24 protein-coding genes and 1 pseudogene are annotated in these 24,693 nt (G+C 71.8%); 15 read left to right on the top strand and 10 right to left on the bottom strand.

Annotated elements, in window-relative coordinates; translation table 11 throughout:
* Positions 1–2: 2 nt before the first annotated feature.
* Together ABTZ99_RS35805 and sodN are read right to left on the bottom strand one after the other, a co-directional pair.
* Positions 3–794 (bottom strand): hypothetical protein, encoded by a 792-nt coding sequence (locus ABTZ99_RS35805; RefSeq protein ID WP_499617693.1) that lies wholly within the window; start codon positions 792–794, stop codon positions 3–5.
* A gap of 193 nt (positions 795–987) precedes the next feature.
* Entirely contained in the window at positions 988–1,407 is a 420-nt protein-coding gene (gene sodN / locus ABTZ99_RS35810; RefSeq protein WP_073891370.1) for a superoxide dismutase, Ni, read from the bottom strand.
* 79 nt (positions 1,408–1,486) lie between these two features.
* Here sodN and ABTZ99_RS35815 point away from each other — a divergent pair, with 79 nt between their 5' ends.
* A complete protein-coding gene (locus tag ABTZ99_RS35815; protein ID WP_499617694.1) occupies positions 1,487–1,822 on the top strand; it encodes a S26 family signal peptidase in 336 nt (111 codons plus the stop codon).
* An 86-nt stretch (positions 1,823–1,908) separates the two neighbouring features.
* Here the strand turns inward: ABTZ99_RS35815 and ABTZ99_RS35820 are convergent, their stop codons facing one another.
* Positions 1,909–2,502 carry a dTDP-4-dehydrorhamnose 3,5-epimerase family protein gene (locus ABTZ99_RS35820; protein WP_498786323.1) on the bottom strand — a complete coding sequence of 198 codons (594 nt, stop codon included), beginning with the start codon at positions 2,500–2,502 and terminating at the stop codon, positions 1,909–1,911.
* Between the two features lie 313 nt (positions 2,503–2,815).
* On the opposite strand from ABTZ99_RS35820, the gene ABTZ99_RS35825 reads away from it, so the two are divergent.
* From ABTZ99_RS35825 to ABTZ99_RS35840, 4 genes are all read left to right on the top strand, one after another.
* On the top strand, positions 2,816–3,976 hold the full coding sequence (locus ABTZ99_RS35825) for an NAD(P)-dependent malic enzyme (RefSeq protein ID WP_499617709.1): 1,161 nt from the start codon (positions 2,816–2,818) through the stop codon (positions 3,974–3,976).
* A 223-nt stretch (positions 3,977–4,199) separates the two neighbouring features.
* Complete coding sequence (locus tag ABTZ99_RS35830) at positions 4,200–7,400, top strand: sensor domain-containing protein (protein WP_499617695.1); 3,201 nt, start codon at positions 4,200–4,202, stop codon at positions 7,398–7,400.
* 49 nt (positions 7,401–7,449) lie between these two features.
* Positions 7,450–7,881, top strand: a complete 432-nt coding sequence (locus tag ABTZ99_RS35835) for a YbaB/EbfC family nucleoid-associated protein (RefSeq protein WP_498785736.1) — start codon at positions 7,450–7,452, stop codon at positions 7,879–7,881.
* Entirely contained in the window at positions 7,878–8,501 is a 624-nt protein-coding gene (locus tag ABTZ99_RS35840; protein ID WP_499617696.1) for a hypothetical protein, read from the top strand. Before ABTZ99_RS35835 ends, ABTZ99_RS35840 begins: the two co-directional genes overlap by 4 nt.
* 57 nt (positions 8,502–8,558) lie before the next feature.
* Here the strand turns inward: ABTZ99_RS35840 and ABTZ99_RS35845 are convergent, their stop codons facing one another.
* Together ABTZ99_RS35845 and ABTZ99_RS35850 are read right to left on the bottom strand one after the other, a co-directional pair.
* Positions 8,559–9,383 (bottom strand): hypothetical protein, encoded by an 825-nt coding sequence (locus tag ABTZ99_RS35845; protein ID WP_499617697.1) that lies wholly within the window; start codon positions 9,381–9,383, stop codon positions 8,559–8,561.
* Between the two features lie 88 nt (positions 9,384–9,471).
* On the bottom strand, positions 9,472–11,025 hold the full coding sequence (locus ABTZ99_RS35850) for a bis-aminopropyl spermidine synthase family protein (RefSeq protein WP_499617698.1): 1,554 nt from the start codon (positions 11,023–11,025) through the stop codon (positions 9,472–9,474).
* 104 nt (positions 11,026–11,129) lie between these two features.
* Between ABTZ99_RS35850 and ABTZ99_RS35855 the strand changes: the two genes are divergently transcribed.
* From ABTZ99_RS35855 to ABTZ99_RS35880, 6 genes are all read left to right on the top strand, one after another.
* The gene (locus ABTZ99_RS35855) at positions 11,130–12,179 is read left to right on the top strand and encodes an ABC transporter ATP-binding protein (RefSeq protein WP_499617699.1); all 1,050 of its coding nucleotides are present in this window, start codon (positions 11,130–11,132) and stop codon (positions 12,177–12,179) included.
* 49 nt (positions 12,180–12,228) lie between these two features.
* Entirely contained in the window at positions 12,229–12,834 is a 606-nt protein-coding gene (locus tag ABTZ99_RS35860; protein ID WP_498785741.1) for an ABC transporter permease, read from the top strand.
* Positions 12,834–13,595 carry an ABC transporter permease gene (locus tag ABTZ99_RS35865; protein WP_372470781.1) on the top strand — a complete coding sequence of 254 codons (762 nt, stop codon included), beginning with the start codon at positions 12,834–12,836 and terminating at the stop codon, positions 13,593–13,595. The genes ABTZ99_RS35860 and ABTZ99_RS35865 overlap by 1 nt, the downstream gene beginning before the upstream one ends.
* Positions 13,592–14,476 (top strand): ABC transporter substrate-binding protein, encoded by an 885-nt coding sequence (locus ABTZ99_RS35870; RefSeq protein ID WP_499617700.1) that lies wholly within the window; start codon positions 13,592–13,594, stop codon positions 14,474–14,476. Before ABTZ99_RS35865 ends, ABTZ99_RS35870 begins: the two co-directional genes overlap by 4 nt.
* A gap of 218 nt (positions 14,477–14,694) precedes the next feature.
* On the top strand, positions 14,695–15,699 hold the full coding sequence (locus ABTZ99_RS35875; protein WP_498785722.1) for a type IV toxin-antitoxin system AbiEi family antitoxin: 1,005 nt from the start codon (positions 14,695–14,697) through the stop codon (positions 15,697–15,699).
* Between the two features lie 231 nt (positions 15,700–15,930).
* Positions 15,931–16,221 (top strand): hypothetical protein, encoded by a 291-nt coding sequence (locus tag ABTZ99_RS35880; RefSeq protein ID WP_499617701.1) that lies wholly within the window; start codon positions 15,931–15,933, stop codon positions 16,219–16,221.
* Positions 16,222–16,248: 27 nt separating this feature from the next.
* On the opposite strand, the gene ABTZ99_RS35885 is transcribed toward ABTZ99_RS35880, so the two are convergent.
* On the bottom strand, positions 16,249–17,019 hold the full coding sequence (locus ABTZ99_RS35885; RefSeq protein WP_499617702.1) for an IclR family transcriptional regulator: 771 nt from the start codon (positions 17,017–17,019) through the stop codon (positions 16,249–16,251).
* Between the two features lie 45 nt (positions 17,020–17,064).
* Here ABTZ99_RS35885 and ABTZ99_RS35890 point away from each other — a divergent pair, with 45 nt between their 5' ends.
* The gene (locus ABTZ99_RS35890) at positions 17,065–17,544 is read left to right on the top strand and encodes a SigE family RNA polymerase sigma factor (protein ID WP_499617703.1); all 480 of its coding nucleotides are present in this window, start codon (positions 17,065–17,067) and stop codon (positions 17,542–17,544) included.
* Positions 17,541–18,560 (top strand): hypothetical protein, encoded by a 1,020-nt coding sequence (locus ABTZ99_RS35895; protein ID WP_230572206.1) that lies wholly within the window; start codon positions 17,541–17,543, stop codon positions 18,558–18,560. The genes ABTZ99_RS35890 and ABTZ99_RS35895 overlap by 4 nt, the downstream gene beginning before the upstream one ends.
* A gap of 83 nt (positions 18,561–18,643) precedes the next feature.
* On the opposite strand, the gene ABTZ99_RS35900 is transcribed toward ABTZ99_RS35895, so the two are convergent.
* Genes ABTZ99_RS35900 through ABTZ99_RS35910 form a run of 3 tightly spaced genes read right to left on the bottom strand, consistent with a single transcriptional unit; the run spans position 18,644 to position 21,140 of the window.
* The gene (locus ABTZ99_RS35900; RefSeq protein WP_499617704.1) at positions 18,644–19,438 is read right to left on the bottom strand and encodes an ABC transporter permease; all 795 of its coding nucleotides are present in this window, start codon (positions 19,436–19,438) and stop codon (positions 18,644–18,646) included.
* Positions 19,431–20,198 (bottom strand): ABC transporter permease, encoded by a 768-nt coding sequence (locus tag ABTZ99_RS35905; RefSeq protein WP_498785710.1) that lies wholly within the window; start codon positions 20,196–20,198, stop codon positions 19,431–19,433. The genes ABTZ99_RS35900 and ABTZ99_RS35905 overlap by 8 nt, the downstream gene beginning before the upstream one ends.
* A 3-nt stretch (positions 20,199–20,201) precedes the next feature.
* On the bottom strand, positions 20,202–21,140 hold the full coding sequence (locus ABTZ99_RS35910) for an ABC transporter ATP-binding protein (protein WP_499617705.1): 939 nt from the start codon (positions 21,138–21,140) through the stop codon (positions 20,202–20,204).
* A 145-nt stretch (positions 21,141–21,285) separates the two neighbouring features.
* Here ABTZ99_RS35910 and hutH point away from each other — a divergent pair, with 145 nt between their 5' ends.
* Together hutH and hutU are read left to right on the top strand one after the other, a co-directional pair.
* A complete protein-coding gene (gene hutH, locus ABTZ99_RS35915; protein ID WP_499617706.1) occupies positions 21,286–22,791 on the top strand; it encodes a histidine ammonia-lyase in 1,506 nt (501 codons plus the stop codon).
* Positions 22,791–24,437: a urocanate hydratase gene (gene hutU, locus ABTZ99_RS35920; RefSeq protein ID WP_499617707.1), complete on the top strand. Its 1,647-nt coding sequence runs from the start codon at positions 22,791–22,793 to the stop codon at positions 24,435–24,437. The genes hutH and hutU overlap by 1 nt, the downstream gene beginning before the upstream one ends.
* A 19-nt stretch (positions 24,438–24,456) precedes the next feature.
* Here the strand turns inward: hutU and ABTZ99_RS35925 are convergent.
* Positions 24,457–24,693, bottom strand: a pseudogene (locus ABTZ99_RS35925) (IS110 family transposase); the annotation flags it as partial.

Here is a 24,693-nt window from a genome sequence, read left to right on the forward strand (position 1 = left end):
GCTTACGGACGCCGCACCCCGTCACCGGGTCGGGGCACCGGTTGCGGTCGCGGGCCGGTGCGCCAGGCGATCCGCCGCGCGCGGAGCATCGAGTACTCGACGGCGGCCAGGACGAGGGTGGTGACCAGGCCGCCGAGGGTGAGGGTCAGCCAGAGCGAGTCGGACACGCTGTTGGTGTCGGCCTCGACCAGTTCGACCGCAGTGGCGGTGACGACCACGGCGGTCGTGACGGCGGGACCGAGGAGGGGGTGGAACTCGCCGATGAAGCAGCTGCCGCGCACCGCCCACCAGGCCGCGCAGCCGACGTAGACGGCCACCCAGATCGCGTAGGCGATGGCGAGCAGGCCGCCGAAGAGCGCGAGCACCGCCGTGCCGAAGTCGGTCGGCTCCAAGGTGTCGAAGAGGTCGTTGGTGACGACGAGCACGATCGGGGCCATCGCGCCGAAGGTCGTCAGCAGGAGCAGCGCGATCTTGCCGATCACCGGGCCCAGGCGCAGCTCGGCGCGGTGCTCGCGGTGGGTGCGCAGGTACAGCAGCGCCATGGCGACGGGCACGATGGCCAGCGCGATGATCACGTTCTCGACGGCCTTGCCCCAGCCGTCCTCGTTCAGGGTGTCCACCACGCCGCGATCGCCCCGGCCGAGGACGACCAGCGTCAGCAGGCCGAGCACGGAACGCCAGGAGGAGACCCGGCCCAGCGCCGGCGAGTCCGCGGGCGGCGGCACGCGGAACAACCGGGCCGCCGCGCCCCACGGCTTCCGCACCGAGTCCTCGGAGGGGACGGGCGTGCTCATCGGGCGAGATCTCCTTGCCGACCGCCGAACGGGACCCGTCGATGGTCCCAGGGCGGGCAGGCGCCCGGACGCGCGGCGGCGCACGGTCACCCGAACAGCGCACCGGGACGGTGGCCGACCACCGCCTCGGCACGCGGAACGGCGCTGACCAGGCGAACGGTTCCGCTCGGTCAGCGCCGCGTGGAGCAGGTGATCAGGCCGCGGCCTTCGTCTCCCAGAAGATCTTGTCGATCTGGGCGATCAGGTCGAGCAGCTCCTGACCCTTGGCGGGGTCCATGGAGCCCTTCGCGCCGGACGCGCCGGCCGCCTTGGTGGCCCGGTTGAACAAGTCGTGCAGCTCCGGGTACTTCTCGAAGTGCGGCGGCTTGAAGTAGTCGGTCCACAGCACCCACAGGTGGTGCTTGACGAGCTCGCTGCGCTGCTCCTTGATCAGGATGGCGCGGGCGCGGAACTCGGGGTCCTCGTTCGCCTGGTACTTCTCCTGAATCGCCTTGACCGACTCGGCCTCGATCCGGGCCTGGGCCGGGTCGTAAACACCGCACGGGAGGTCGCAGTGCGCGGTGGCCTCCAGGAGCGGGCGGCGGAGTGAACGGATGCGCGACAGAAGTCGCATCTTTCCTCCCTGACAGTGGATGCTCCGACGTGACGAACCCTACTCCGGGGCCTCGGCGCGAGCAGGTGGAGGGGAAGCGTTGACACGGCCGGAAGCGAACCCGTTGCCGCTGGTTCGGGTGGTCGGACCCTCGATGGCGCCGACGCTGCGGACGGGGGACGTGGTGCTGGTCCACTTCGGGAAGCCGCCCCATCGGCACGATCTTGTGCTGGTCAGGTGGGCGGCGCGGCCCGGGCAGCTGTCGGTCAAGCGCGCGGTCCGGGCCGACGGCGGCGGCTGGCACGTCGAGGGCGACAACCCGTTCGCCTCCACGGACTCGCGGACGCTGGGGCCCGCGGAGGTGGTGGGCGTGGTCCGCGCCCGGCTCTGGCCCCGGCCCCGGCTGCTGCGCCGGCGGCCCGCACCGGACGGCTGAACGCCGGCCGCGGGGAGGCGGCGGGTGTCGCGGGAAGGTGAACCGCCGGCGGCCTTCGCGAAGGGCCGGCGGGTCGTCGGGCGGGATCAGGCGCGCAGCTTGGCGTACCAGGCCAGGCACTCGTCGTAGGACGGCAGCAGCCCGGCGTCGCGCGCCTCCTCGAACGTCGGCGCGGCGGCGTCCTTCGGCGACAGCACCGGCGTCACGTCGGCCGGGAAGGGCAGGTCCATCGACAGCGGGTGGATGCCGTGCTCGGCCTTCGGGTTGAACCCCTCCGAGCACAGGTACGACGCGACCGTGTCGTCCTCCAGCGCCATCAGCGCGTGCCCGACGCCCTCGGGCAGGTACACGGAGTTGAACAACCCCTCCGACAGCTCCATCGCGTCCCACTCGCCGAACGTGGGCGAGCCGACGCGCAGGTCCACCACGATGTCGATCATGCGCCCGCGCGGGCAGTGCACGTACTTGGCCTGCCCCGGCGGCGTGTCGGCGAAGTGGACACCGCGCACGACACCGCGCTTGGACACGCTGTGGTTCGTCTGGGCGATCTTCATCGGGTGCCCGACGGCTTCGACGAACGCCGCTTCCTGGTACGGCGCGACGAACATGCCGCGATCGTCGGGGAACACCGATGGGGTGAACTCGAAAGCGCCGGAAATTTTCAACTCACGTGCCTGCATGGCGCACACACTAGAACGCGGCGGTTCTTGACCGATCCTGCCTGCGGAAACTGACCGGTCGGTCCAGAAAACCGGACGTACGTTCTGTGGCACTACCTCTGACCTGCGGAAAAACTGTGATCCCCGCCGCAGACAGCCGTCGGCGTCGCTGCCATGCTTGCCCGCACACCGCCACCGAGAGCCGTCCCGCAGACCGCGTGGACGCCCCCCAGACAGGCCCCGTCGACCCGCGTGACAACGCCGGTCCCGGTGCGCCGCAGGTATCGCGCACCGCAGGAGGACTTCCGTGACCGCATTGAACGACCAGCCCCAGATGACCACCGAATTGAGTGACGAGGAAATCTTCCGCGCCCACGAAGGCGGAAAGCTGGCCGTCGGCGCGACCGCCTCGTTGGCCGACCCCCGCGCGCTCTCGATCGCCTACACGCCCGGCGTGGCCAGGGTCAGCCGGGCCATCGCGGACGACCCGGGGCTGGCCGCCAAGTACACCTGGGCCCACCGGCTGGTCGCCGTGGTCAGCGACGGCACCGCCGTGCTCGGCCTGGGCGACATCGGCCCGAGCGCGTCCCTGCCGGTGATGGAGGGCAAGGCGGCGCTGTTCAAGACCTTCGGCGGCCTCGACTCCATCCCGCTGGTGCTCGACACCACGGACGTGGACGAGATCGTGGAGACGCTGGTCCGGCTGCGGCCGTCGTTCGGCGCGGTCAACCTGGAGGACGTCGCCGCGCCGCGCTGCTTCGAGCTGGAGGCCCGGCTCGTCGAGGCCCTGGACGTGCCGGTCATGCACGACGACCAGCACGGCACCGCGGTCGTGGTGCTGGCGGCCCTGCGCGGCGCGAACACGGTGCTCGGCAAGGACGTGGCGAACCAGCGCGTGGTGATCTCCGGCGCGGGCGCGGCCGGTGTGGCCTGCGCGAAGATCCTGCTGGCCGCGGGCGTCGGCGAGGTCACCGTGGTCGACTCGCGCGGCATCGTGCACGTCGGCCGGGACGCGCTGAACCCGGTCAAGGCGCAGCTGGCCGAGGTCACCAACGGCAGTGGCCTGCGCGGCGGCATCGCCGAGGCGCTGCGCGGCGCGGACGTGTTCGTCGGCGTCTCGTCGTCCAAGGTGCCCGAAGAGCTGATCGCGAGCATGGCCGACGACTCGATCGTGTTCGCCCTGTCCAACCCGGACCCCGAGGTGCACCCGGACGTGGCACGCCGGCACGCCGCCGTGGTCGCCACCGGGCGCAGCGACTTCCCGAACCAGATCAACAACGTCCTCGCGTTCCCCGGCATCTTCCGCGGCGCGCTGGACGCGGGCGCGAAGCGCATCACCGAGGGCATGAAGCTCGCCGCCGCGGCGGCGATCGCGGAGGTCGCCGCCGACGACCTCTCGGTCGACCGGATCGTGCCGAGCGCGCTCGACCCGCGGGTCGGCCCGGAAGTGGCCGCCGCCGTGGCCTTGGCAGCCCGCGAAGACGGAGTAGCCTGACTCCAAGTCGGAGTTGGGAGAGCTCCGGCCGCATCCGTCCGTACCCGTCGACAGGCAACGAAACCGCTAACGTGTTGTTTCGTTAGCCCGTTGAGGGGTGGGCGATGACGCTCCGAAGCGCTACCGTCCCTCTCCTCGGGTGAATATTGCCCGTGGAGAGGGACGCCGTCTTTGGGTGCGGTCGGGCCGGTCATCCCTGCCGTGAACACGGGAAGGTGGGACCGTGCCCAAGCGGGTTGGACGCGCTCCGGTGGTGCTCGACCCAGCGCGTCCGCAGAACGGCGACGTGGCGCTGGACGGCATCGCGCTGCCCGAGGCGCCGACGCTGCTGTGCGACCCCAAGGGCGTCGTCATGCGGGCGAGCGCCGCGGCGGTGGCGCTGACGAAGGCGCGTTCCGCCGAGGACCTCATCGGCCGGTCGCTGGGCGAACTGCTGCTGGGCGGCCCCGACGACCTGCGCCTGCACCAGGCCGACGGCGCGCTGGTGCCGGTCCGCGTGGTGCGCACCCAGGTGCCGGGCACCGGTCTGCACGCCGTGCTGCTGGTCGACGTCTCCGACCTGGCCCAGGCCGCCGAGGACCTGCGCGACGAGCAGCGCAGGCTGCGCACCGTGCAGCGGGTCGCGCAGATCGGCTCGTGGGAGTACGACCCGGACACCGGCGTCACGGTCTGGTCCGAGTCGCACTACGAGATGATGGGCGTGCGGCCCGGCGAGGTGGTGCCCGGCGCGCAGGCCGTGCTCGACGTCGTGCACCCCGACGACTACGAGATGGTCGCCAGCTACTGGGCCAACCGGGCGCTGGACGGCAACCCGATCGACATCGTCTACCGGATCATCCTCCCCGACGGCGAGCTGCGCTGGATCCGCGGCGTGGCCGAGGCGAAGCTGAGATCCGACGGCCGGACCCAGTTCATCACCGGCTACATCCGCGACATCACCGACCAGTGGCGGTCCGACCGCGCCCTGGAGACCGAACGGGCCCGGCTGCTGGAGGCGCAGCGCCTCGCGCGCATGGGCAGCTGGAGCTACGACATCGCGTCCGGCGCGGTGCACCGCAGCGAGGTCTTCCTGGAGATGTACGCCGAGCTGGGCGTCGTCCCCGACGACGACCTGCTGTGCGGCGTGCACCAGGAGGACCGGGGCGTGCTGAAGGACCTGCGCCGCAAGCTGCTGAAGCTGGAGGACGGCGGCGGCGCCACGGAGGGCCGGACGCTCGAGGCCGAGGTGCGCAGCGAGGTCGGCGACCGCGTGTACGTGTGCCGGGCGCGGGCCGAGTTCGAGGGCGGCCACATCAGCCTCCTGCACGGCACCGTCCAGGACGTCACCGAGGCCCGCGCGCTGGAACGCCAGCTCCGCGACGACCGCCGCCGGCTCGCCGACGCGCAGAAGGCCGCCCAGCTCGGCGTCTGGGAGTGGAACCTGCAGACCGGCGACGTGGCGTGGTCGGACATGCTGACCGAGCTGTTCGGCGTGCCGCGCGGGGAGCGCATCCGCTACCAGACCTACCTCGACCTCGTGCACCCCGACGACCGCGGCTGGGTGGACGACCTGTGGCAGCAGTTGGCCACCGAGGAGGTGCCGATCCAGCTCGAACACCGGATCGTGCGCCGCGACGACGGCAGGCTGCGCGTGTTCCGCAGCTACGGCGTGGTGGTCAAGGGCCCCGACGGCCTGCCGCTCGCGGTCGGCACGGCGCAGGACATCACCGAGCAGCGCGCCGCCGAGACCAGGATGAAGCGGTCCAGCCAGCGCTTCGCCGACCTGGTGTCGCTGACCCCGGTCGGCATCGGCCTGTTCGACGAGGGCGAGCGGCTGGTCGACGCCAACGACGCGCTGTGCGACCTGCTCGGCATGGACCTGGAGCAGCTGCGCGGCATGACGGCGAGCGCGCTCACCCACCCGGACGACACGAGCGGCGGGCTGCCGTCGATCGACGAGATGTCCGCGCCGGACGCCGAGCGCACGCACAAGATCCCGCAGCGCATCCTGGTCCGCCGCGACGGCGTGCAGGTGTACTGCGAGCTGCACATCGCGCTGTCCGTGCAGGACGACGGCCGCCGGTTCTGGCTGATCGTGTTCCAGGACATCACCGAGCGCCGCCGCACGGCCGAGGCGCTGCGGCACCAGGCCACGCACGACGAGCTGACCGGGTTGCCGAACCGGGCTCTGGTCAAGGAGATGCTCGGGGAGCTGCTGGAGTCGCCGGAGCGGTCGAAGGTCGCGGTGTTGTTCTGCGACATCGACAACTTCAAGCGGGTCAACGATTCGCTGGGCCATGACGCGGGTGACGAGTTGTTGGTGGCGTTGGCGCGGCGGTTGGAGGGTGGTCTGCCCGACGGCTGCACGGCGGCTCGCCTGTCCGGTGACGAGTACGTGATCATCTGCGAGAACCTCGACCGGGTGGGCGGGGTGGACGCGCTGGCCACGAAGGTGGCGGGGTTGTTGCGCACGGCGGTGCCGGTGCACGGGCAGCTGGTCCGGGTGTCGGCGTCGATCGGGGCGGCGGTGCCGAACGGGTCGCGTGCGACGGGCAACGACCTGTTGCGCTTCGCCGATGCGGCGATGTTCGAGGCGAAGCGGTCGGGTGCGGGTCGGGTGTCGTTGGCGAGCGCGGCGTTGATCGCTTCGGCCGACCGGCAGGTGCACCTGGAGGGGCAGCTGCGGGAGGCGTTGCAGCACGACGGGTTGGCGTTGCACTTCCAGCCGGTGGTCGGGGTGGACGGCGTGGTGCAGACGGCGGAGGCGTTGGTGCGGTGGCCGCACCCGGATCGCGGGCTGTTGCCCCCGGACATCTTCCTGCCCGTGGCCGAGCAGGGTGACCTGTTGCGGGAGCTGGACCGGTGGGTGTTGCGGACCGCGTTGAAGGAGGCGTCGACGTGGCCGGAGCCGGGTGGTAGGCCGGTGTCGGTGGCGGTGAACCTGGCCGGTCTGGTGCCGGGTGACCCGGAGTTCGTGGACATCGTGGCCGACGCCATCGCCGAGGCGGGCATCCCGTGGGACCGGGTGGTGCTGGAGTTGGTGGAGACCGCGTTGGTCGACCTGCCGTCGCGGGTGCGGCAGGCGATGGGCGAGCTGGTGGAGCGGGGCATCCGGTTCGCGGTGGACGACTTCGGCACCGGCTACTCGTCGCTGGCCAGGTTGAAGGACCTGCCGGCGCAGATCATCAAGGTCGACCGGCGGTTCGTGTCCGGTGTCGGGAGCGACTCGTCGGACTTCGCGGTGGCGAAGGCCGTGGTCGACATGGCCCGGGCGATGGACCGCAAGTGCGTGGCCGAGGGCGTGGAGACCGCGACCCAGTTCCACGTGCTGCGAGGCATCGGCGTGGACACCTACCAGGGCTGGCTGTTCTCGCGCCCCGTGCCGCCCAAGGAGTTCCGCGCGGTGCTGGCACTTGGTCCGTTGCACATCCCCCGCGCCGGTTGATGGGCGATACTCCCGTTCCGATGGACGCCACGACGTCAGGTGCCGACCGGTGAACCAGGAACGGATGATCGCCGACCTCGAAGCCAGGGCGCGGCACCTGGCCGAGCGGTCCCGCGAGCTGCGGGACCGGATCCGGCGCGCGCAGGCCACGCAGCGGTCGCCGGACGGCGTGGTGACGGCGACCGTCGCGCCGAACGGGTCGTTGCGGCACATCGAGTTCTCGGCCGCGGCGGAGGAGTTCTCGCCCGCCAGGCTCGGTGAGGTGGTGATGGACACCGTGCGGCGTGCGCAGGAGCAGGCCGCGCGGCAGGCGGTGTCGATCGTCGAGCCGCAGTTCGGCGGCACGGCGGCGATGGACTTCCTGACCGGCTCGGTGCCGCCGGGGTCGGCTGGGGTTTCGCTGGGTGAGGAGGTCGGTGACGACCTGCCCCTGCCGCGGAGCCTGAGGGCGCCCGAGGACGAGCCCGGGTCGGCTCGGTGACCGGGTTCCCCGTGCTGGAGTTGACCGGGTCGGCGCCGGACACGCTCGAGGCCGACCTCGCCGTGCCGACGGCGGACGTCGACCCGTTGGCCCTGCTGGCCGACGCCGGGCTCGGGTGGTTGGTCGAGCACGTGGACTTCCTGCGCGAGCCGCTGGACTGGCTGGCGGGCCACGGCGACCGGTTCGAGGACGCGGTCGCCACCTGGAAGCAGGTCGCCACCACGTTGGACGGCATCGTGCGGCGGCGGGCGGGTGGCGGTCGGCTCACCGCGGAGATCGCCGGGATGAGCCGGCTGTGCGTGGACGTCGCGGCGCACGTGGCCGAGGTGGGCGCGATCACGGCCGCGGTCCGCGGTGTGTTCCGCGACGTGGTCGCGTTGTTCGTCCGGGAGGTCTTGGACAACGCCACCGTCGCGCTCGCGGCGTCGGAGATCACGGCCGACGGCTCGCTGCCCGCGTTCGCGGCGTGGGCGGTCGGGCGGGGCGCGGTCGTGCTGGACCGGATCAACCGGAGGTTGGCGGACCTCGGGCGCGTGATGGCGCGGATCCTGGCTGCGCTGAAGGCGTTGTTCGGCAAGGCGCGCGACATGCTCAAGGCCATCACGCGCTTCGGCGAGTGAGCTCCCCGGTCCAGCCCCCTGCCCGGTCGGCTCTATGCCCGTCAGCTCACTGTCCGGTCAGCCCCAGTGCCCCTGGGCGGGTGGGGGCGGGCCGGGAACGCCGGGCGGAGGTGGGCCGGGAACGCCGGGAGGCGGGCCACCCATCGGAGGTCCCCCCATTGGAGGTCCCCCCATCGGCGGGCCGGCCTGCTGGTGCGGCGGCGTCTTCGGCTTCGCGCCGCGCATCGCCCGACCCACCGGGGGCAGCGCGGCCACCAGACCCGCGACGAACCACAGCACCAGGGCCACCACCGGCATGATCCCGAAGGAGAGCGGGAGACCCGGCGAGACGTCGACGACGATGAGCCCGAAGCTCACCACGGCCAGCAACGAGATCGCGACCAGTCCCCACCGCACGCCGGGCACCCGGCTGAAGAGCAGCACGACGAGGATCAGCGCCAGGGCCGGCAGCACGAACGCGACGGCGGCCGCGACCTCGAAGCTCCCGTAGTTGCGGGGGAACGGTGGCACGAGGATCGTGCCCCAGAGCTCCATCGCGAACCCCGTCTGGCTCGCGAACCCGGCCGCGCCGATGAGGGCGAGGAGCACGCCCGGCAGGTACAGCAGCCCGGCGACCACGGCCATCGCCTTGCCCGGCGGCTTGGGCGGGCCCGGGTATCCGGGGTAGCCCTGGCCCGGGAAGGGCGGCTGGGCACCGGGGAACGGCGGCTGGCCGGGGAACGGTTGCCCGGGCATCGGCTGGCCCTGGAACGGTTGGCCGGGCATCGGTTGGCCGGGCAGCGGCTGGCCCGGCATCGGCTGTCCGGGCAGCGGCTGGCCCGGGTACTGCTGGCCGGGCATCGGCTGGCCGGGGTACTGCTGACCGGGGTTGGGGTGAGTCATGCGCGCGCCTCCAGGTTCGAGCTGAAAGTTACCGTCGGAGGCGGCCCGCACGGCGCGGTTCGCCGCATTCCGGCGGAAACCTCCCCCCCTACTGGGACGCCGACGCGCGGATCAGCGGCAGCAGCTCGGCGATCCGGTGCCGTGGCAGGTCGATCAGCCTCAGCTCCAGGTCCTCGTGCTCGCCGATCCGCTCCCGCGCCTCCCGCTTGGTCATCGCGCCGCGGGTGGCCGTGACCAACGCCTCGCGCCACACGTTGCCCAACTTGCCGTGCGCGCGCGTGAGCACCTCCCGCACGGCCAGCCCGCCGACGTCCAGCGTGCCCGCCAGCACCTGGTCGGCCACGACCACGCAGTGCTTGCCGTCCGGAGTGGAGCGCAGGAACCGCAGCGCGAACCTGGTGTCCACCAACGACCTCAGCTCCTGCTGACCCGCCGCGGACGACACGTTCGGGTGGTTGTTGGGCACGAGCGCCGCCATCCGGCCGGGCGAGCACGCCAGCAGCGTCCGCAGCAGCCACGGCCCGGGGTCGCCGGACAGGTCGACCGCCAACGACGCCGCGCCCTTGCCGATCGGGTCGGCCCACCCCGGCGCACGCGGCTTCGGCGGCGGCGAGGACTCCGGCCGCGGCGCCAGGTCGACCAGGGCGGCCAACGCCGTCGAACCCGGCCTGGTCGCCTCCACCGACTGCGGACCGTGCGTGTAGATCGCGGTCTTCGCCGAAGCGGGTGACACCGAACGGCGGGACGTCGGTCGGCACACGTACAGGTCGGCCGCGCTGCCGATGGCCTGCGCGCCGTCGAACCGGTGGAACGCGGGCAGGATCGCCTCGAACACCAACCCGAGCCGCTGCAACTCCTGCTGCACCTTCAGCCCCAGCGCGGGCGTCCGGTCGCTGAACCCGTACGCGAGCAGCACCCGTCCCCGACCGAGGTCGGCCAGGCACTCGACCGCCCGCGCGGCGAACAGCCCCATGCCCTCCGGCGTGTACGGCGGATCGCTGAACACGAGGTCCGCCGACTCCAGCACGGCGGGAGGCAGGCCGAACCGGAAGTCCGCGTGCACCGTCCGAACCGACCACCCGCGCTCACGGGCACGGGTCGAGATGTGCTCCAGCAGCCGGTCGTCCACGTCCACCACGACGACCTCGACGGCCGGGTTCACCGCGCACACCGCGAGCGAGGTCAGGTCGTGGTCGCCGAGGCACAGCAGCGTGCGCCCGGCCAGGTCGTAGGTCGTGTCCAGCCACAACGCGCGCTTCAGCGCCGTCTCCGCCGTCGCCTGCACGTGGTCGAGCGCGGCCAGCGGCGGCGGCACGTCCGCGATGTCGGCCAGGATCGACCGCAGGTGCTCGCCGTGCCGGGGCACGAGCGCGTCCACCGGGTCCACCAGGTCGTCACCGGCGCGGAACCCGGCGTAGTCGGCGGCCTTGGCGGGCGCGAGCCGGAACCGGTCGCGGCTGGTCTCCAGGTCGTCGCCGACCGCGGTCAGCAGCTCCTGCACGGTGCGCCGCGGCACAGCGGGAAGCCGAACCAACTCGGCCAGCGTGTGCCAGTCGTCGCACAGCAGGTCGACCACGCGCCGCAGCTTGCGGGCGTGCGGGCCGCGTTCAGCGAGGAGTGCTCGCACCAGTTCGGTTGCCACAACCGGTGCAGCCTACTGACCGGATGGTGAAACGCCGTGCCACGGTCGGACTGACGGGCTAGGGTCGTTCGACGCTTGATGCCCATCGGCAGGAGGATCCACGGGTGATCGAGTTCCGCGACGTGACCAAGCGGTTCGACGACGGGACCACCGCGGTGAACGGCCTGGACCTCGTGGTCGAGGCGGGCACGATCACCGTCTTCGTCGGACCGTCCGGGTGCGGCAAGACCACGTCCCTGCGCATGGTGAACCGGATGATCGACCCCACGTCGGGCACCGTCCTGGTGGACGGCGCGGACGTGCTGGGTGTGGATCCGCCCACACTGCGGCGCGGCATCGGGTACGTGATCCAGCAGGCGGGCCTGTTCCCGCACCGGACCGTGCTGGACAACGTGGCCACGGTGCCGCTGCTCATCGGCTGGACGCGCCGCAAGGCCAGGGAGCGCGCCGCCGAGCTGCTGGAGCTGGTCGGCCTGCCCGCCGAGCTCGGCCACCGCTACCCCGTGCAGCTGTCCGGCGGCCAGCAGCAGCGCGTCGGCGTGGCGCGCGCGTTGGCCGCGGACCCGCCGGTGCTGCTGATGGACGAGCCGTTCAGCGCGGTCGACCCGGTGGTGCGGGAAGGGCTGCAGGACGAGCTGCTGCGGCTGCAGGCGGAGCTGGACAAGACCATCGTGTTCGTCACGCACGACATCGACGAGGCCATCCGGATCGGCGACAAGGTCGCGGTGATGCGCACCGGCGGCTTCCTCGCCCAGTACGCGCCGCCCGCCGAGCTGCTGACCCGGCCCGCGGACGACTTCGTGGCGAGCTTCGTGGGCAAGGACCGCGGTTACCGCAGTCTGTCCTTTGTGGACTCGTCCGGGGTTGAAGTGGCGGAGGTGCCCACGGTCGTCGAGGGCGCCGAGGTCGAGTCCTCTTCGGACTGGCGGCTCGTGGTGGACGCGGAGGAGCGGCCGCAGGGCTGGGTCGCGCCGGACGCGTCGGTCGTGCCGGGCGGCTCGCTGTACGAGGTGGGCGCGTCGATCCGGGGCGCGCTGGACGCCGCGCTGTCCTCGCCGTCCGGGCTGGGCGTCGCCGTGCGCGGTGACGGGCGGTTGGTGGGCGTGGTGACCGCGCGCCAGGTGCTCGACGTGATCGAGAGCCGCCGTGGGTGACATAGCGAAGTACCTCAGCGACGCGGGCACCAGGGCGGCGCTGCTGGACATGCTGCTCGACCACGTCTACCTGTCGTTGGTGCCGCTGGTGGTGTCGGTCGTGCTGGCGATCGTTCTCGGGTTGCTGTGCCACCGGTTCCGCCAGGTCAACGCGGCGCTGATCGGGCTGTCGAACGTGGTCTACACGATCCCGTCGCTGGCGCTGTTCGCGATCATCCCGGCGGTCATCGGCACGCAGGTGCTCGACCCGTTGAACGTGATCCTCGCGTTGACGGTCTACACGACCGCGCTGCTGGTCCGGCCCGTCGCCGAAGCGCTGGCCGCGGTGCCCGCGCACGTGACCGCCGCCGCCACCGCCATGGGCTTCCGGCCGCTGCGCCGGTTCTTCACGGTGGAGCTGCCGCTGTCCGTTCCGGTGCTGGCCGCCGGCGTGCGGGTCGGCTCGGTGAGCAACATCAGCCTGGTGAGCGTGGGCGCGTTGATCGGCACGGGCGGTCTGGGCACGTTGTTCACCGACGGTTTCCGGCAGCGGTACCTGGCGCCGATCATCATCGGCATCGTGCTCACGCTGGTGCTGGCGCTCGTGGTCGACCTGCTGCTCGTGCTGCTGCGCAACCGGTTGACGCCGTGGGCGCGGGCGGGTGGTGCGCCGTGATCTTCGCGGACGCGTTGGCCTGGCTGGTCGACCCGGCCAACTGGTCGGGCGGCAAGTCGATCCCGGTGCGGGTCGGCATCCACCTGCTGTACTGCTTCGGCGCGGTGCTCGGCGCGGCGCTGATCGCCGTGCCGCTGGGCCTGTACGTCGGGCACACCGGGCGTGGTGGGGTGGTGTTGGTCGGCGGCAGCAACGCGCTGCGGGCGTTGCCGACGTTGGGCCTGGTCACGTTCCTGTACCTGGTCGCGGGCGGTGGCACGACCGGTGTGCTGATCGGCCTCGTCGTGCTGGCCGTGCCGCCGATCCTGGCCGGCACCTACGCCGGCATCCAGGACGTGGACCGAGGTGTGGTCGACGCGGCGAGCGGCATGGGCATGACCGGCGCGCAGCGGTTGTGGCGGGTCGAGGTGCCCAACGCGCTGCCGCTGCTCGTCGGTGGTCTGCGCAACGCCATGTTGCAGGTGGTCGCGACCGCGTCGGTGGCGGCGTACGTCGGTATCGAGACGTTGGGACGTCCCCTGCTGGACGGCCTGCGGGTGTTGGACTACGGGCAGTTCGTCGGCGGGGCGATCCTCATCGCGCTGCTCGCGGTCGTGCTGGACGTGGTGCTCGCGGGCGTCGGCAGGCTGGTCGTGCCCGCGGGTTTGAGGCTGTCGGCCAAGGCTCGTCGCGCGGGGAGTGGGAAGGCGCGGTCGAGCGGGTCGCGGTCGAGGCGTCGGGGAGAGCCGGCGCCCGTCGAGTCTGGAGGAAGTACGGCATGAAGCGCACGTTGGCCGTTGTCGTCGCGGCGACCGCCCTGGTCGTCTCCGCGTGCGGGTCCAAGGAGGACCTCGGCGGGGGTGGCCAGCAGGCCGCGTCGGGTGAGGTCGTGGTCGGTTCGGCCGACTTCACCGAGAACAAGATCCTGGCCGAGATCTACGCCGGTGCGCTGAAGGCGACCGGCGCGAACGTGACGGTGAAGGCCGGCATCGGAGCGCGCGAGCTGGTCGTGAAGGCGTTGCAGGACAAGTCGCTCGGCGTGGTGCCGGAGTACACGGGCAACCTGCTCAACTACTTCGACAAGACCAACACCACCACCGAGGCCGAGGAGGTGTACACGGCGCTGAAGTCCAAGACGCCGTTGGGCCTCGAGGTGCTGGAGAAGTCGGACGCGGAGGACAAGGACGTCCTGGTGGTCACCAAGGCCACCGCGGACGGCGGCGTGAAGTCGATCGCCGACCTCGGTTCCGGCAAGTACGCGCTGGGCGCGGCCGGTGAGTGGGCGCAGCGCTGGGAGGCCAAGATCCAGGAGCTGTACGGGGTCAAGTTCACCGAGATCAAGACCACCGACACCGGTGGCCCGATCACGGTGGACGCGCTGAAGGACGGCACCGTGCAGGTGGCCAACCTCTACACGACGTCGGCGGACATCAAGGCGAACGACTTCGTGGAGTTGGACGACCCGAAGGTGATGTACCCGGCCCAGAACGTGGTGCCGCTGCTGCGGTCGGACGCGGTCGACGCGAAGGGCAAGGACGCGCTGAACAAGGTGTCCGCGGCGCTGACCACGGAGAAGCTGGCCGATCTCGTCAAGCGGGTGGACGTGGACAAGGAGACGATCGCGAACGTGGCGGCCGACTTCCTGAAGTCCGTCACGCTCTGAGCCCGCGATCGCGACTCCCTCGGCCCGGCCGCCCGTTCCAGGGTGACCGGGCCGAGTTGCGCCAGGACGCTCGCGCGGCGGGGTCGCGCTGCCACCGTTCGCCTGCCACCAGGCGAGACCGGTGGTGAGCAGTCCGCCGGCAGAGCCGGCGACTTGCGACGAGCCCAGGGTGCGTTCAGTACTAGCCCATGTTCACCGAAAATGAACATGAGGCAATTTTGAACACACGCTTGACCGAGTTGCGGGAGTGGCTGCGTCCGCTCGGCCTCGAGGCCGACGTAGGTGACCGGACCGCCGACGAGTGGGTCGACCTGGTGGCTCGCGTCAGCCGGGCCTCGGGCGCGACTCGGACGTACGCCGTCCTGGTCAAGCGCGCGGTGCCGGCCGAACTCGCGACGGCACTGCACCCGCACGCGTCACTGCCCACCCTGGTCGTCGCCCGCTCGATCACCGAGCAAGCCGCGAACCTGCTGCGTGCGCGGGGCATCGACTACGTCGACGAGGCGGGCAACGCCCACATCGCGTGGGATGACGTGCTCATCGACGTCCGAGGGCGTCGTAAGGCCGGCGGGCGCCCCGGCGGTCCCCCGCGCGGGAGCAAGGCGTTCGGCCGCGCCGGCCTGCAGGTCGGGTTCGTCCTGCTCAGCCGGCCGTCGATGGCCGGGGAGCCGCTGCGCGCGCTCGCGCGCGCCGGCGGCGTCTCGCTCGGCACGGCTCAGGCGGTCGTCGATGACCTCGCCAGGGCGGGCTACCTGTACGAAGTGGCGGGCGAACGCAGGCTGACGAGAGCGGGTGAGTTGCTCAACCGCTGGTCGGAGGCCTACTCGACCAGGCTCTCGCCAACGCTGGCCCTCGGCGACTTCGACGCTCCCGACCTCTCGTGGTGGCGCGATTCGGAGGAGGAGTTGACGCAGGCCGACGTCCAAGTGGGTGGCGAAGCCGGTGCGAGCGTCCTCGACCCGCACCTCATCCCGGCGACTCTCACCCTCTACGCCGCCGAACGGCCGCGCTCGCTCATCGGCAGGCACCGGTTGGTGCGCGCCGAACGAGAAGGCAACGTCCACGTTCGACGGCGGTTCTGGACGGCCGACCGGCAGTCGTGGATCGTGCCTTCCACGCTGATCTACGCTGATCTGCTCGCTTCCGGCGACCCTCGCCAACGCGAGCACGCGGACAGGATGAGAAGCAGTGACGATCGACTTGCGAGCCTCGACCGACTATGAGGTCCTCAGGGCCGCCGAGGTGCTGGCGCGAATCGACGAAGTGGCGCACGAAGCGCGGGTCGACTACCTGGTCGTGGGTGCGCTCGCTCATCTCGCTCATCTCGCTCGGCCTGCTCGGCAGGAGTCCTGACCGACGTACCCGGGACATCGACATCGCGGCCGAGGTCGAAGATCTTCGCCTGGCGGGATCGGCACCACGACGACCGTCGCGACGCCCTCGACCTGGCGACGATGATCGCGTGGTACTCGTCCGGGAAGTACGAGGACCGGCTCTACGCCGAGGATTACGACGTGTTCGAGAAGTCCGACTACGACCTGTCGGCAGCCGGAGCACGGCTACTGGGGTCGCACCTGCCGGCTTTGCTCGATGGAGGCGGTACCGCCGAACTGCTCCGCATCCTGGACGACCACGAGTTGATGGGGCGGTTGGCGAAAGACATGGGTTCCGCTCGTGCCGCGGTCATGGTGCAGGCCTTGAGCCGAGGTGCTCGCGATGTCATCGACGAGACCACGCGGACCTGACCCGGATGACCGACGTGGCAGGCGCCTTCAGGGCCGGCCGCCGATTCGGGTGGTCAGCTCGTCCGCTGCCCGCCGGGCCTCGGTGGCCAGTTCAGGCCACGTCTCGCCGCACTCCGCCTCGCACACGTGCCGGAAGGTCACGGTGATCGCGGCGATCGGCCGTTGACCGTGGTCGAAGACCGGTGCGGCCACGGAAGCGAAACCGGCGGTCACGTAGCCGTCCTCCACGGCCCACCCGCGTCGCCGTTCGACGGCCAGCAACCTCCGCAGCGCGGGCAGGTTCTGCGGCCCCCGGCCGGTCCGATCGACGAAGGGGCCCGGGAAGAGGGCCCTGACCTGCGCGGCGGGCAGTCGGCCCAGCATCGCCCGGCCCGACGCGGTCAGGTGTGCGGGTAGCCGCACGCCCACGTCCGACACGATCGTGGTCGGGTGGCGGGGTTGCTCGCGCACCAGGTACAACGCCTCCGCGCCGTGCAGCACGCCCAAGTGCGCGGTCCGGCCGACGGTGTCGACCAGGCGCCGGAGCAGGGGCCGGGCCAAGCGCTCCAGCGGATCGTGCCGGAGGTAGGCCGACCCGAGCTCGAACGCCGCCACGCCCAGCCCGTAGCGTCGCTCCTCGGGGAAGTGGGTCGCGAACCCGGCCGCGGTCAGCTCCGCCAGCAGGTGGTAGGTCGTGGACCTGGGCAGACCCAGCTCCCGGGCCACCGCGACCGCCGACAGCGGACCGGGCCTGCTCGCCAGCAGGCGCAGCACGGCGAGCCCCCGGCGCAACGCCGGCACGTCGCTGCTGCCTCCCACGGAACCCATTCTCAACAAATCCCGGTCGGGGCGCATTGGAGGGGTATGAGCACCGGCTTCGAGGAGTTCGCCGCCGCACAGGTGACCCCGCTGCTGCGCTACGCCACCGTGCTGACGGGGGATCCGCACCTGGCCCAGGACGTGGTCCAGGAGGTCCTGATCCGGGCACAGCAGAAGTGGTCGCGCATCGGCTCGGTCGAGGTGCCGGCCGCGTACCTCAAGCGGATGGTGACCAACGAGTACCTCGGTTGGCGCCGCCGCCTCAAGGCGCACCTCCCCCTCACGGGCGTGGACCCGCCCCAGCCCGACCCCACCGACCACTACGACGAGCGGGAGGCGATGCTCCAGCGCATCGACCGCCTCCCGCGCAAGCAGAAGGCCGCCGTCGTCCTCCGCTTTTACGAGGGCTGCGACGACGCCGAGATCGCCGCCGTGCTGGGCTGCGCCCAGGTCACGGTCCGCAGTCACATCTCCCGCGCGCTGGCAGTCCTGCGCGCCGACGAACGCGTGAGGCAGTCGCTGTGAACGACACCACCGAAACCCTGATCACCGACGCCCTGCGCCACCGGGCCGAGCGCACGCCGCCGCCCGGAGCGGTGCTCGCCGCCCTGCACCGGCCCCGCCGGACGCGCAAGCCGCTGCTCCTGGTGCTCGCCGCCGCCGGCACGACGGCCGCCGCGGCGGCGTTGGTGGTGACCACCGTGAACGCGCCGGTCGTGGGCCAGGCCCCGCCCGCCCGGCAGCTCACCACCACGGCCGCGCCCACCCCGGTCGCCGACGTGCCCACCCGGGCCCTCGAGTACCGGCCCGGGGCGATGCTCGACGGCTACACCGAGCGGGAGCGCACGATCGCCGGCTGGGGCACTTCCCGCATCTACGCGCCCGGCTCGACGAACCCCGGCTCGCCGCTGGTCCGCTTCTCCGTCTTCACCGCCATCACGGACGACATGGCACCGAAGGTCGCGAACGCGCCGGTCGGCGACCGCACGGCGGTCGGCGGCGCCACCGCAGCCTGGTTCGGCGAGAGCCTGTACTGGAACGCCGCCCCCGACCGCGTCCTCAGCGTCAGCCTGGAGAACGTGACCGGCGTGGACGTCCGGGCGCAGGTGCGGCGGATCGCCGACTCCGTCACGGCGGACCCCACGTCGATGCGCGTCCCGTTCTCGCTCGACGGGCACTCGTACGTCGTGGTGAACGGTCCGAGCGCGACCGACTGGGCGATCGCCGGCACGAGCCACCTCGATTACGTCCGGTACGACGTGGAGCTGCTGCGGACCGCCGAGGCGCCGGCCGGCTCCACCCCCACCACCGTCGACGGCAAGCCCGCGCACTACTCCGCCGACGGGTTCGGCCTGCTCGCCGTCCAGCTCGCGCCGAACTTCCAGGTGCGCGTGACGCCGAGCGAGTTCAAGGTTCCCGGCGGCAAGCCCGTGCCGTCCGGTGCGGAGACCGAGCACGCCCCGGTCGACGTGCTGGCGCGCGTGGCGGCGGCGCTGGCGGTGGACACCAACCCGGACGCGGCCTGGATCGGCACCCGCTAGAGGTCCGGCAACCGGCACGCGTCCTGCCGAGGGTGGGCGCTCGACCCCAGAGCGCCCACTCCACTCCCGAGGCCCACCCCGCTTCAGCCGCCGAACTCGATCGTCCCATCACGCCGCCCGCGCCGGACCATCCGGTTGAAGCTCACCGCCGCCACGGCGATCCACGCCGCGCCGACGCACACCTCCAACCCGAGCTGCACGAGCACGGTCGACGCGGGCCCCTCCGCCACGAACGCCCGGATCGCGGCCAGCCCGTGCGTCATCGGCAGCACGGACGTGACCGCCCGCAGCCAGTCCGGCCAGAACGACGTCGGCACGTTCACCCCGCAGAACGTCATCAGCACCAGGTAGCTGACGTTCAGCGCCAACCACCGCGCCGACGGGAACCCGAGCACGAACGACGCCACGCACGTCCCGTAGCAGTAGCACGACAAGCCGACCACGAAGATCATCAGCGGGATCAGGCCCGCCTTCGGCCACGGCAGGTCCACCCCGAACAACGGCGGCAGCACGAGGAACGCCGTGGTCGACGCCGCCACCCCCGACCCGAGGTTCACCAACCCCCGCCCCAGGTACACGGTGAGGTGAGTGGACGGCGCGGCGACCATCAGCGCCAGCGTGCCGGACTGCCGCTCGCCGACGGCCAGCAGGATGACCACGGTCGCGTCGATGGCCATGATCGCGACCACGTTGCCGATGAGCAGGTAGTCGACCTGCTGCTGCGACCCGAGCATCCGCCCGATCAGCGCGTAGAAGCACGCCTGGATCAGCAGCCGGGACAGCCACATGAACGTCCACGTCTTCCACGTCTGGAACGCCGAGAACATCGTCCACGAGGCGATCAGCCCGTGCTTGAGCACCCGGAGCTGGTCACGCATACGTCACCACCCCCAGCTCGCGCGCCCGGCGCAGGGTCGCCGCCAGCAGCACCCGCCCGCCGACCAGCGCCGCGACGCCGAGCCCGGTGATCGCCAACAACCGCCAGCCGGCGCCCGTGACGGGCCCGGCGGCCATGGCGTCCCGCATCAGGTCCGCCGACCACGACAGGAAGATCACGTGGGAGAGCGGTTGCAGGAACTCCGGCAGGTAGTGCACCGGGACCATCACGCCGGACAGCAGGTAGATCGGGAAGCTGAGGAAGTTCAGGTAGTTGTTGCTGTTCTTGGTCAGCAGCATGGACGCCGCCAGCAGCAGGCTGGTGCCGACCATCGCGAACACCGACGCCGCCATGGCCGCCCAGAACACCCACGGGTGGTGCACCGCCGGCGTCACGCCGAACAGGAGCTTGCCCAGCAGCCACGTCTCGCCGAGCGGGACGACGCCCAGCACCATCACCGCCGAGATCCGACCCAGGTAGACGGAGTGCACGGCGCCGGGCGCGGCCATGCCCAGCTCCAGCGTCCTGGTCCAGCGCTCGCCGACGAGCACGACCGTCGCCAGTCCCGTGGCGAAGCCCCACAACCCCATCAGGGTGGGCGCGAGGAACGCGTTGGCGACCAGGTCGGGCCGGACCGCGTGCATCACGACCGACAGCATCATCACCACGGTGAACGGGATCGTGCACAGCGTCAGCAGTTCGTCGGGCTGCCTGCGGATCAGCCAGAACTGCGTGCGCACCCCGGACAGGAACAGGCGCACCGCTCAGACCTCCATGCCGCGACGGCCGATGAGGTCCAGGTAGACGTCCTCCAGCCGGGGCGGCACGGCGTGCACCGAGCGCACACCGCGGTCCAGCAGGAAGTCCAGCACCGCGCGCGCCGCCCGGTCGTCGGTCGTCTTGACGCGCAGCACGCCGTTGCGGGTCTCGGTGTCCACCACGCCGGGGATGCCGGTGACGTCCAGCGACGTCTCCGCCTCGACCCAGCGGTGCAGGCCGGACATCGCGGCCAGGCCGCGCGGCGACTCGGTGGCCAGCACGCGCCCCTTGTCGATCAGCGTGACGCGGTCGCAGACCTCTTCGGCCTCGTCCATGTCGTGGGTCGTGATGAGGATGGTGCGGCCTTCGTCGCGCAGCTCGCCGATGAGCGTGCGGAAGGCGCGCGCGGCCACCGGGTCCATGCCCGTGGTCGGCTCGTCGAACAGGATCAGCTTCGGGTCGCCGATCAGGCCGCGGGCCAGGTGCACGCGCTGCTTCATGCCCCGCGAGAACGTCTCCACGAGGTCGTCGGCCTTGTCCGCGAGACCCAGGCGCGCCAGCAGCTCGTCGGTGCGGACCTTCGCCCGTGCGTCCGGCAGCTTGTAGAGCGCGGCCCAGTAGCGCAGGGTCTGCCGCGCGGTCAGCTTCCCGTACAGGCCGCGCTCGCCGCCGAACACGATGCCGATCAGGTGCCTGATCTCGGCCGCGCCGGTCACGACGTCGTGGCCGAGCACCTCGGCGCTGCCGGAGGTCGGCAGCAGGATCGTGGACAGGATCTTGCACAGCGTGGTCTTGCCCGCCCCGTTCGGGCCGAGCAGGCCGTGGACCTCGTTCGTGGGCACGTCCAGCGTGAGCCCGGCGAGCGCGGTCACCTCCTCGCCCTTGGGCCGCCAGCCCTTGCCCTTGCGGAACGTCCTGGTCAGGTCCTGCACGCGGACACTCACGGTCACCCCCATGGTGGTTTTCCGAAGCTACCGGTGGGGAGGGACGCGTGAGGAGTGATTTCGGTTGGCCGAGTCGTCTCGGATACCAGACACGATCGGCGGATGTCGGGTCGTGCGGATCGGGCCGGCGGGTTGAGATGGGCACATGCAGCAACCCGTGCAGCTGGGTCCGAAACCGCTGACCCGCGACGACGTCCACGCCGTCGCCCGGGGCGACGCGCCCGTGGAGATCACGGAGGCGGCCCGCGAGGCGGTCACCACCGCCCGGGCGCACATCGAACGCCTGGCCACGGCCGAGCAGCCGACCTACGGCGTGTCCACGGGCTTCGGCGCGCTGGCGGTCCGGCACATCCCGCCGGACCGCCGTGCCGCCCTCCAGCAGTCCCTGGTCCGCTCGCACGCGGCCGGCGCGGGTCCCGAGGTCGAGCGCGAGGTCGTGCGCGCCCTCGTCCTGCTCCGCCTCAAGACCCTGGCGAGCGGCCACACCGGCGTGCGGCTGGAGACCGCCGAGGCGATGGCCGCGATGCTCAACGCCGGCATCACCCCGGTCGTGCACGAGTTCGGCTCGCTCGGCTGCTCGGGCGACCTCGCGCCGCTGTCCGCCGCCGCCCTCGCGCTCACCGGCGAGGGCGACGTCCGCGACGCCGACGGCAACCTGGTCCCCGCCGCGCAGGCCCTCGCGAAGGCCGGCATCCGGCCCGTCCGCCTGGCCGAGAAGGAGGGCCTGGCGCTGATCAACGGCACGGACGGCATGCTCGGCATGCTGGTCCTGGCGGTCCGGGACCTGAACTACCTGCTCGACGTCGCCGACCTGACCGCCGCGATGAGCGTGGAGGCCCTCCTCGGCACGGACCGCGTGTTCGCCGCCGACCTCCAGGCCCTGCGCCCGCACCCCGGTCAGGGCCGCTCCGCGCGGCGCATGGCGGAGATCCTGCGCGACTCCGAGATCATGGACAGCCACCGCGGCCCGGACTGCACGCGCGTGCAGGACGCCTACTCGCTGCGCTGCTCACCCCAGGTGCACGGCGCGGCGCGGGACACCGTGGCCTACGCCGAGACCGTCGCCGACCGCGAGCTGGCCTCGTCCATCGACAACCCGGTGGTGCTGGCCGACGGCCGGGTCGAGTCCAACGGCAACTTCCACGGCGCGCCGATCGCCTACGTGCTGGACTTCCTCGCCATCCCCACCGCGGACGTGGCGAGCATCGCCGAGCGCCGCACCGACCGGATGCTGGACGTGAACCGGTCGCACGGCCTGCCGCCGTTCCTGGCGCACGACCCGGGCGTCGACTCCGGCCACATGATCGCCCAGTACACGCAGGCCGCGATCGTCAGCGAGCTCAAGCGCCTGGCCGTGCCCGCGTCCGTCGACTCGATCCCGAGCAGCGCGATGCAGGAGGACCACGTCTCCATGGGCTGGTCCGCCGCGCGCAAGCTCCGCCAGGCCGTCGACGGCCTGCGCCGGGTCCTCGCGATCGAGTTCCTGACCGCCGCCCGCGCGCTGGACCTGCGCAAACCGCTCAACCCCGCACCCGCCACCGCGGCGGCCGTCGCGAAGCTCCGCGAGCACGTCGAGGGCCCCGGCCCGGACCGCCACCTCGCGCCCGAGATCGCCGCCGCCGAAGACCTGATCCGGAAGGGAGCCCTGTGATGGTGCGCGCCGCCCGAGGGACCGAACTGACCGCGCGGAGCTGGCCGACCGAGGCCGCGCTGCGGATGTTCCACAACAACCTCGACCCGGACGTGGCCGAGCGCCCCGAGGACCTGGTCGTCTACGGCGGCACGGGCAAGGCCGCGCGCGACTGGCCGAGCTTCCACGCCATCAGCCGCGAGCTGGCCCGGTTGGAGGACGACGAGACGCTGCTCGTGCAGTCCGGCCGCCCGGTCGGCGTCATGCGCACGCACGAGTGGGCGCCGCGCGTGCTCATCGCGAACTCCAACCTCGTGCCGGACTGGGCGAACTGGCCCGAGTTCCGCCGGCTGGAAGCCGAGGGCCTGACCATGTACGGCCAGATGACGGCCGGTTCGTGGATCTACATCGGCACCCAGGGCATCCTCCAGGGCACGTTCGAGACGTTCGCCGCCGTGGCCACCAAGCGGTTCAACGGCACCCTGCGCGGCACGCTCACCGTCACGGCGGGCCTCGGCGGCATGGGCGGCGCGCAACCGCTTGCGGTCACCATGAACGAGGGCGTGGCCCTGTGCGTCGAGGTCGACCCGCAGCGCGCCCGCCGCCGCGTGGAGACCCGCTACCTGGACGAGATCGCCGACGACCTCGACGACGCGATCGCCCGCGTGCTGGCCGCGAAGTCCGAGGGCCGGGCGCTGTCGGTCGGCCTGATCGGCAACGCCGCCGAGGTGCTGCCGGAGCTGCTGCGCCGCGACGTGCCGGTGGACGTCGTCACCGACCAGACCTCCGCGCACGACCCGCTGGCGTACTGCCCGAAGGGCGTCGCGGTCGAGGACTGGCCCGACTACGCGGCCAAGAAGCCCGACGAGTTCACCGACCGGGCGCGGGAGTCGATGGCCGACCACGTCGAGGCCATGGTGGGCTTCCTGGACCGCGGCGCCGAGGTGTTCGACTACGGCAACTCCATCCGCGGCGAGGCCAAGCTGGGCGGCTACGAGCGGGCGTTCGACTTCCCCGGCTTCGTGCCCGCCTACATCCGGCCGCTGTTCTGCGAGGGCAAGGGCCCGTTCCGCTGGGCCGCGCTGTCCGGCGACCCGGCCGACATCGCCAAGACCGACCGGGCGATCCTGGAGCTGTTCCCCGAGAACGAGCAGCTCGCGCGGTGGATCAGGATGGCGGGCGAGCGGGTCGAGTTCCAGGGCCTGCCCGCGCGGATCTGCTGGCTCGGGTACGGCGAGCGGCACCTCGCGGGCCTGAAGTTCAACGAGATGGTGGCCTCGGGCGAGCTGTCCGCGCCGATCGTGATCGGCCGCGACCACCTCGACTGCGGCTCGGTCGCGTCGCCGTACCGGGAGACCGAGGCGATGGCCGACGGCTCGGACGCGATCGCCGACTGGCCGCTGCTGAACGCCCTGGTCAACACCGCGTCGGGCGCGACCTGGGTGTCGCTGCACCACGGCGGCGGCGTCGGCATCGGCCGGTCCATCCACGCCGGTCAGGTGACGGTCGCGGACGGCACGCCGCTGGCGGCGCAGAAGATCGAGCGGGTGCTGACCAACGACCCGGCCATGGGCGTGATCCGGCACGTGGACGCCGGGTACCAGAGGGCCGTCGACGTCGCTGCGTCGAAGGACGTCCACATCCCGATGAGCGCCGATTCTCAATGAAGTTGTCAAGATGATCACGTCAGGCGGCGGTGGTGTGTGGTGGCGGCGACTCGAAGCAACGCTGGTCGGGCAGGAGTGCCCACACGACGTCGACCCGGCGGCGTGCGAGAGCGAGGACGGCCTGGACGTGGCGTTTGCCTTCGGATCTCTTGCGGTCGTAGAACATTCGCGATGGTTGGTGGCAGCGGATGCTGATCAGCGCGGAGGTGTGGAGGGCTCGTTGCAGGCCGCGGTGGTAGCGGCGGGGGCGGTGCAG

Source organism: Actinosynnema sp. NPDC002837 (genome assembly GCF_040295345.1).
Lineage (GTDB): Bacteria > Actinomycetota > Actinomycetes > Mycobacteriales > Pseudonocardiaceae > Actinosynnema.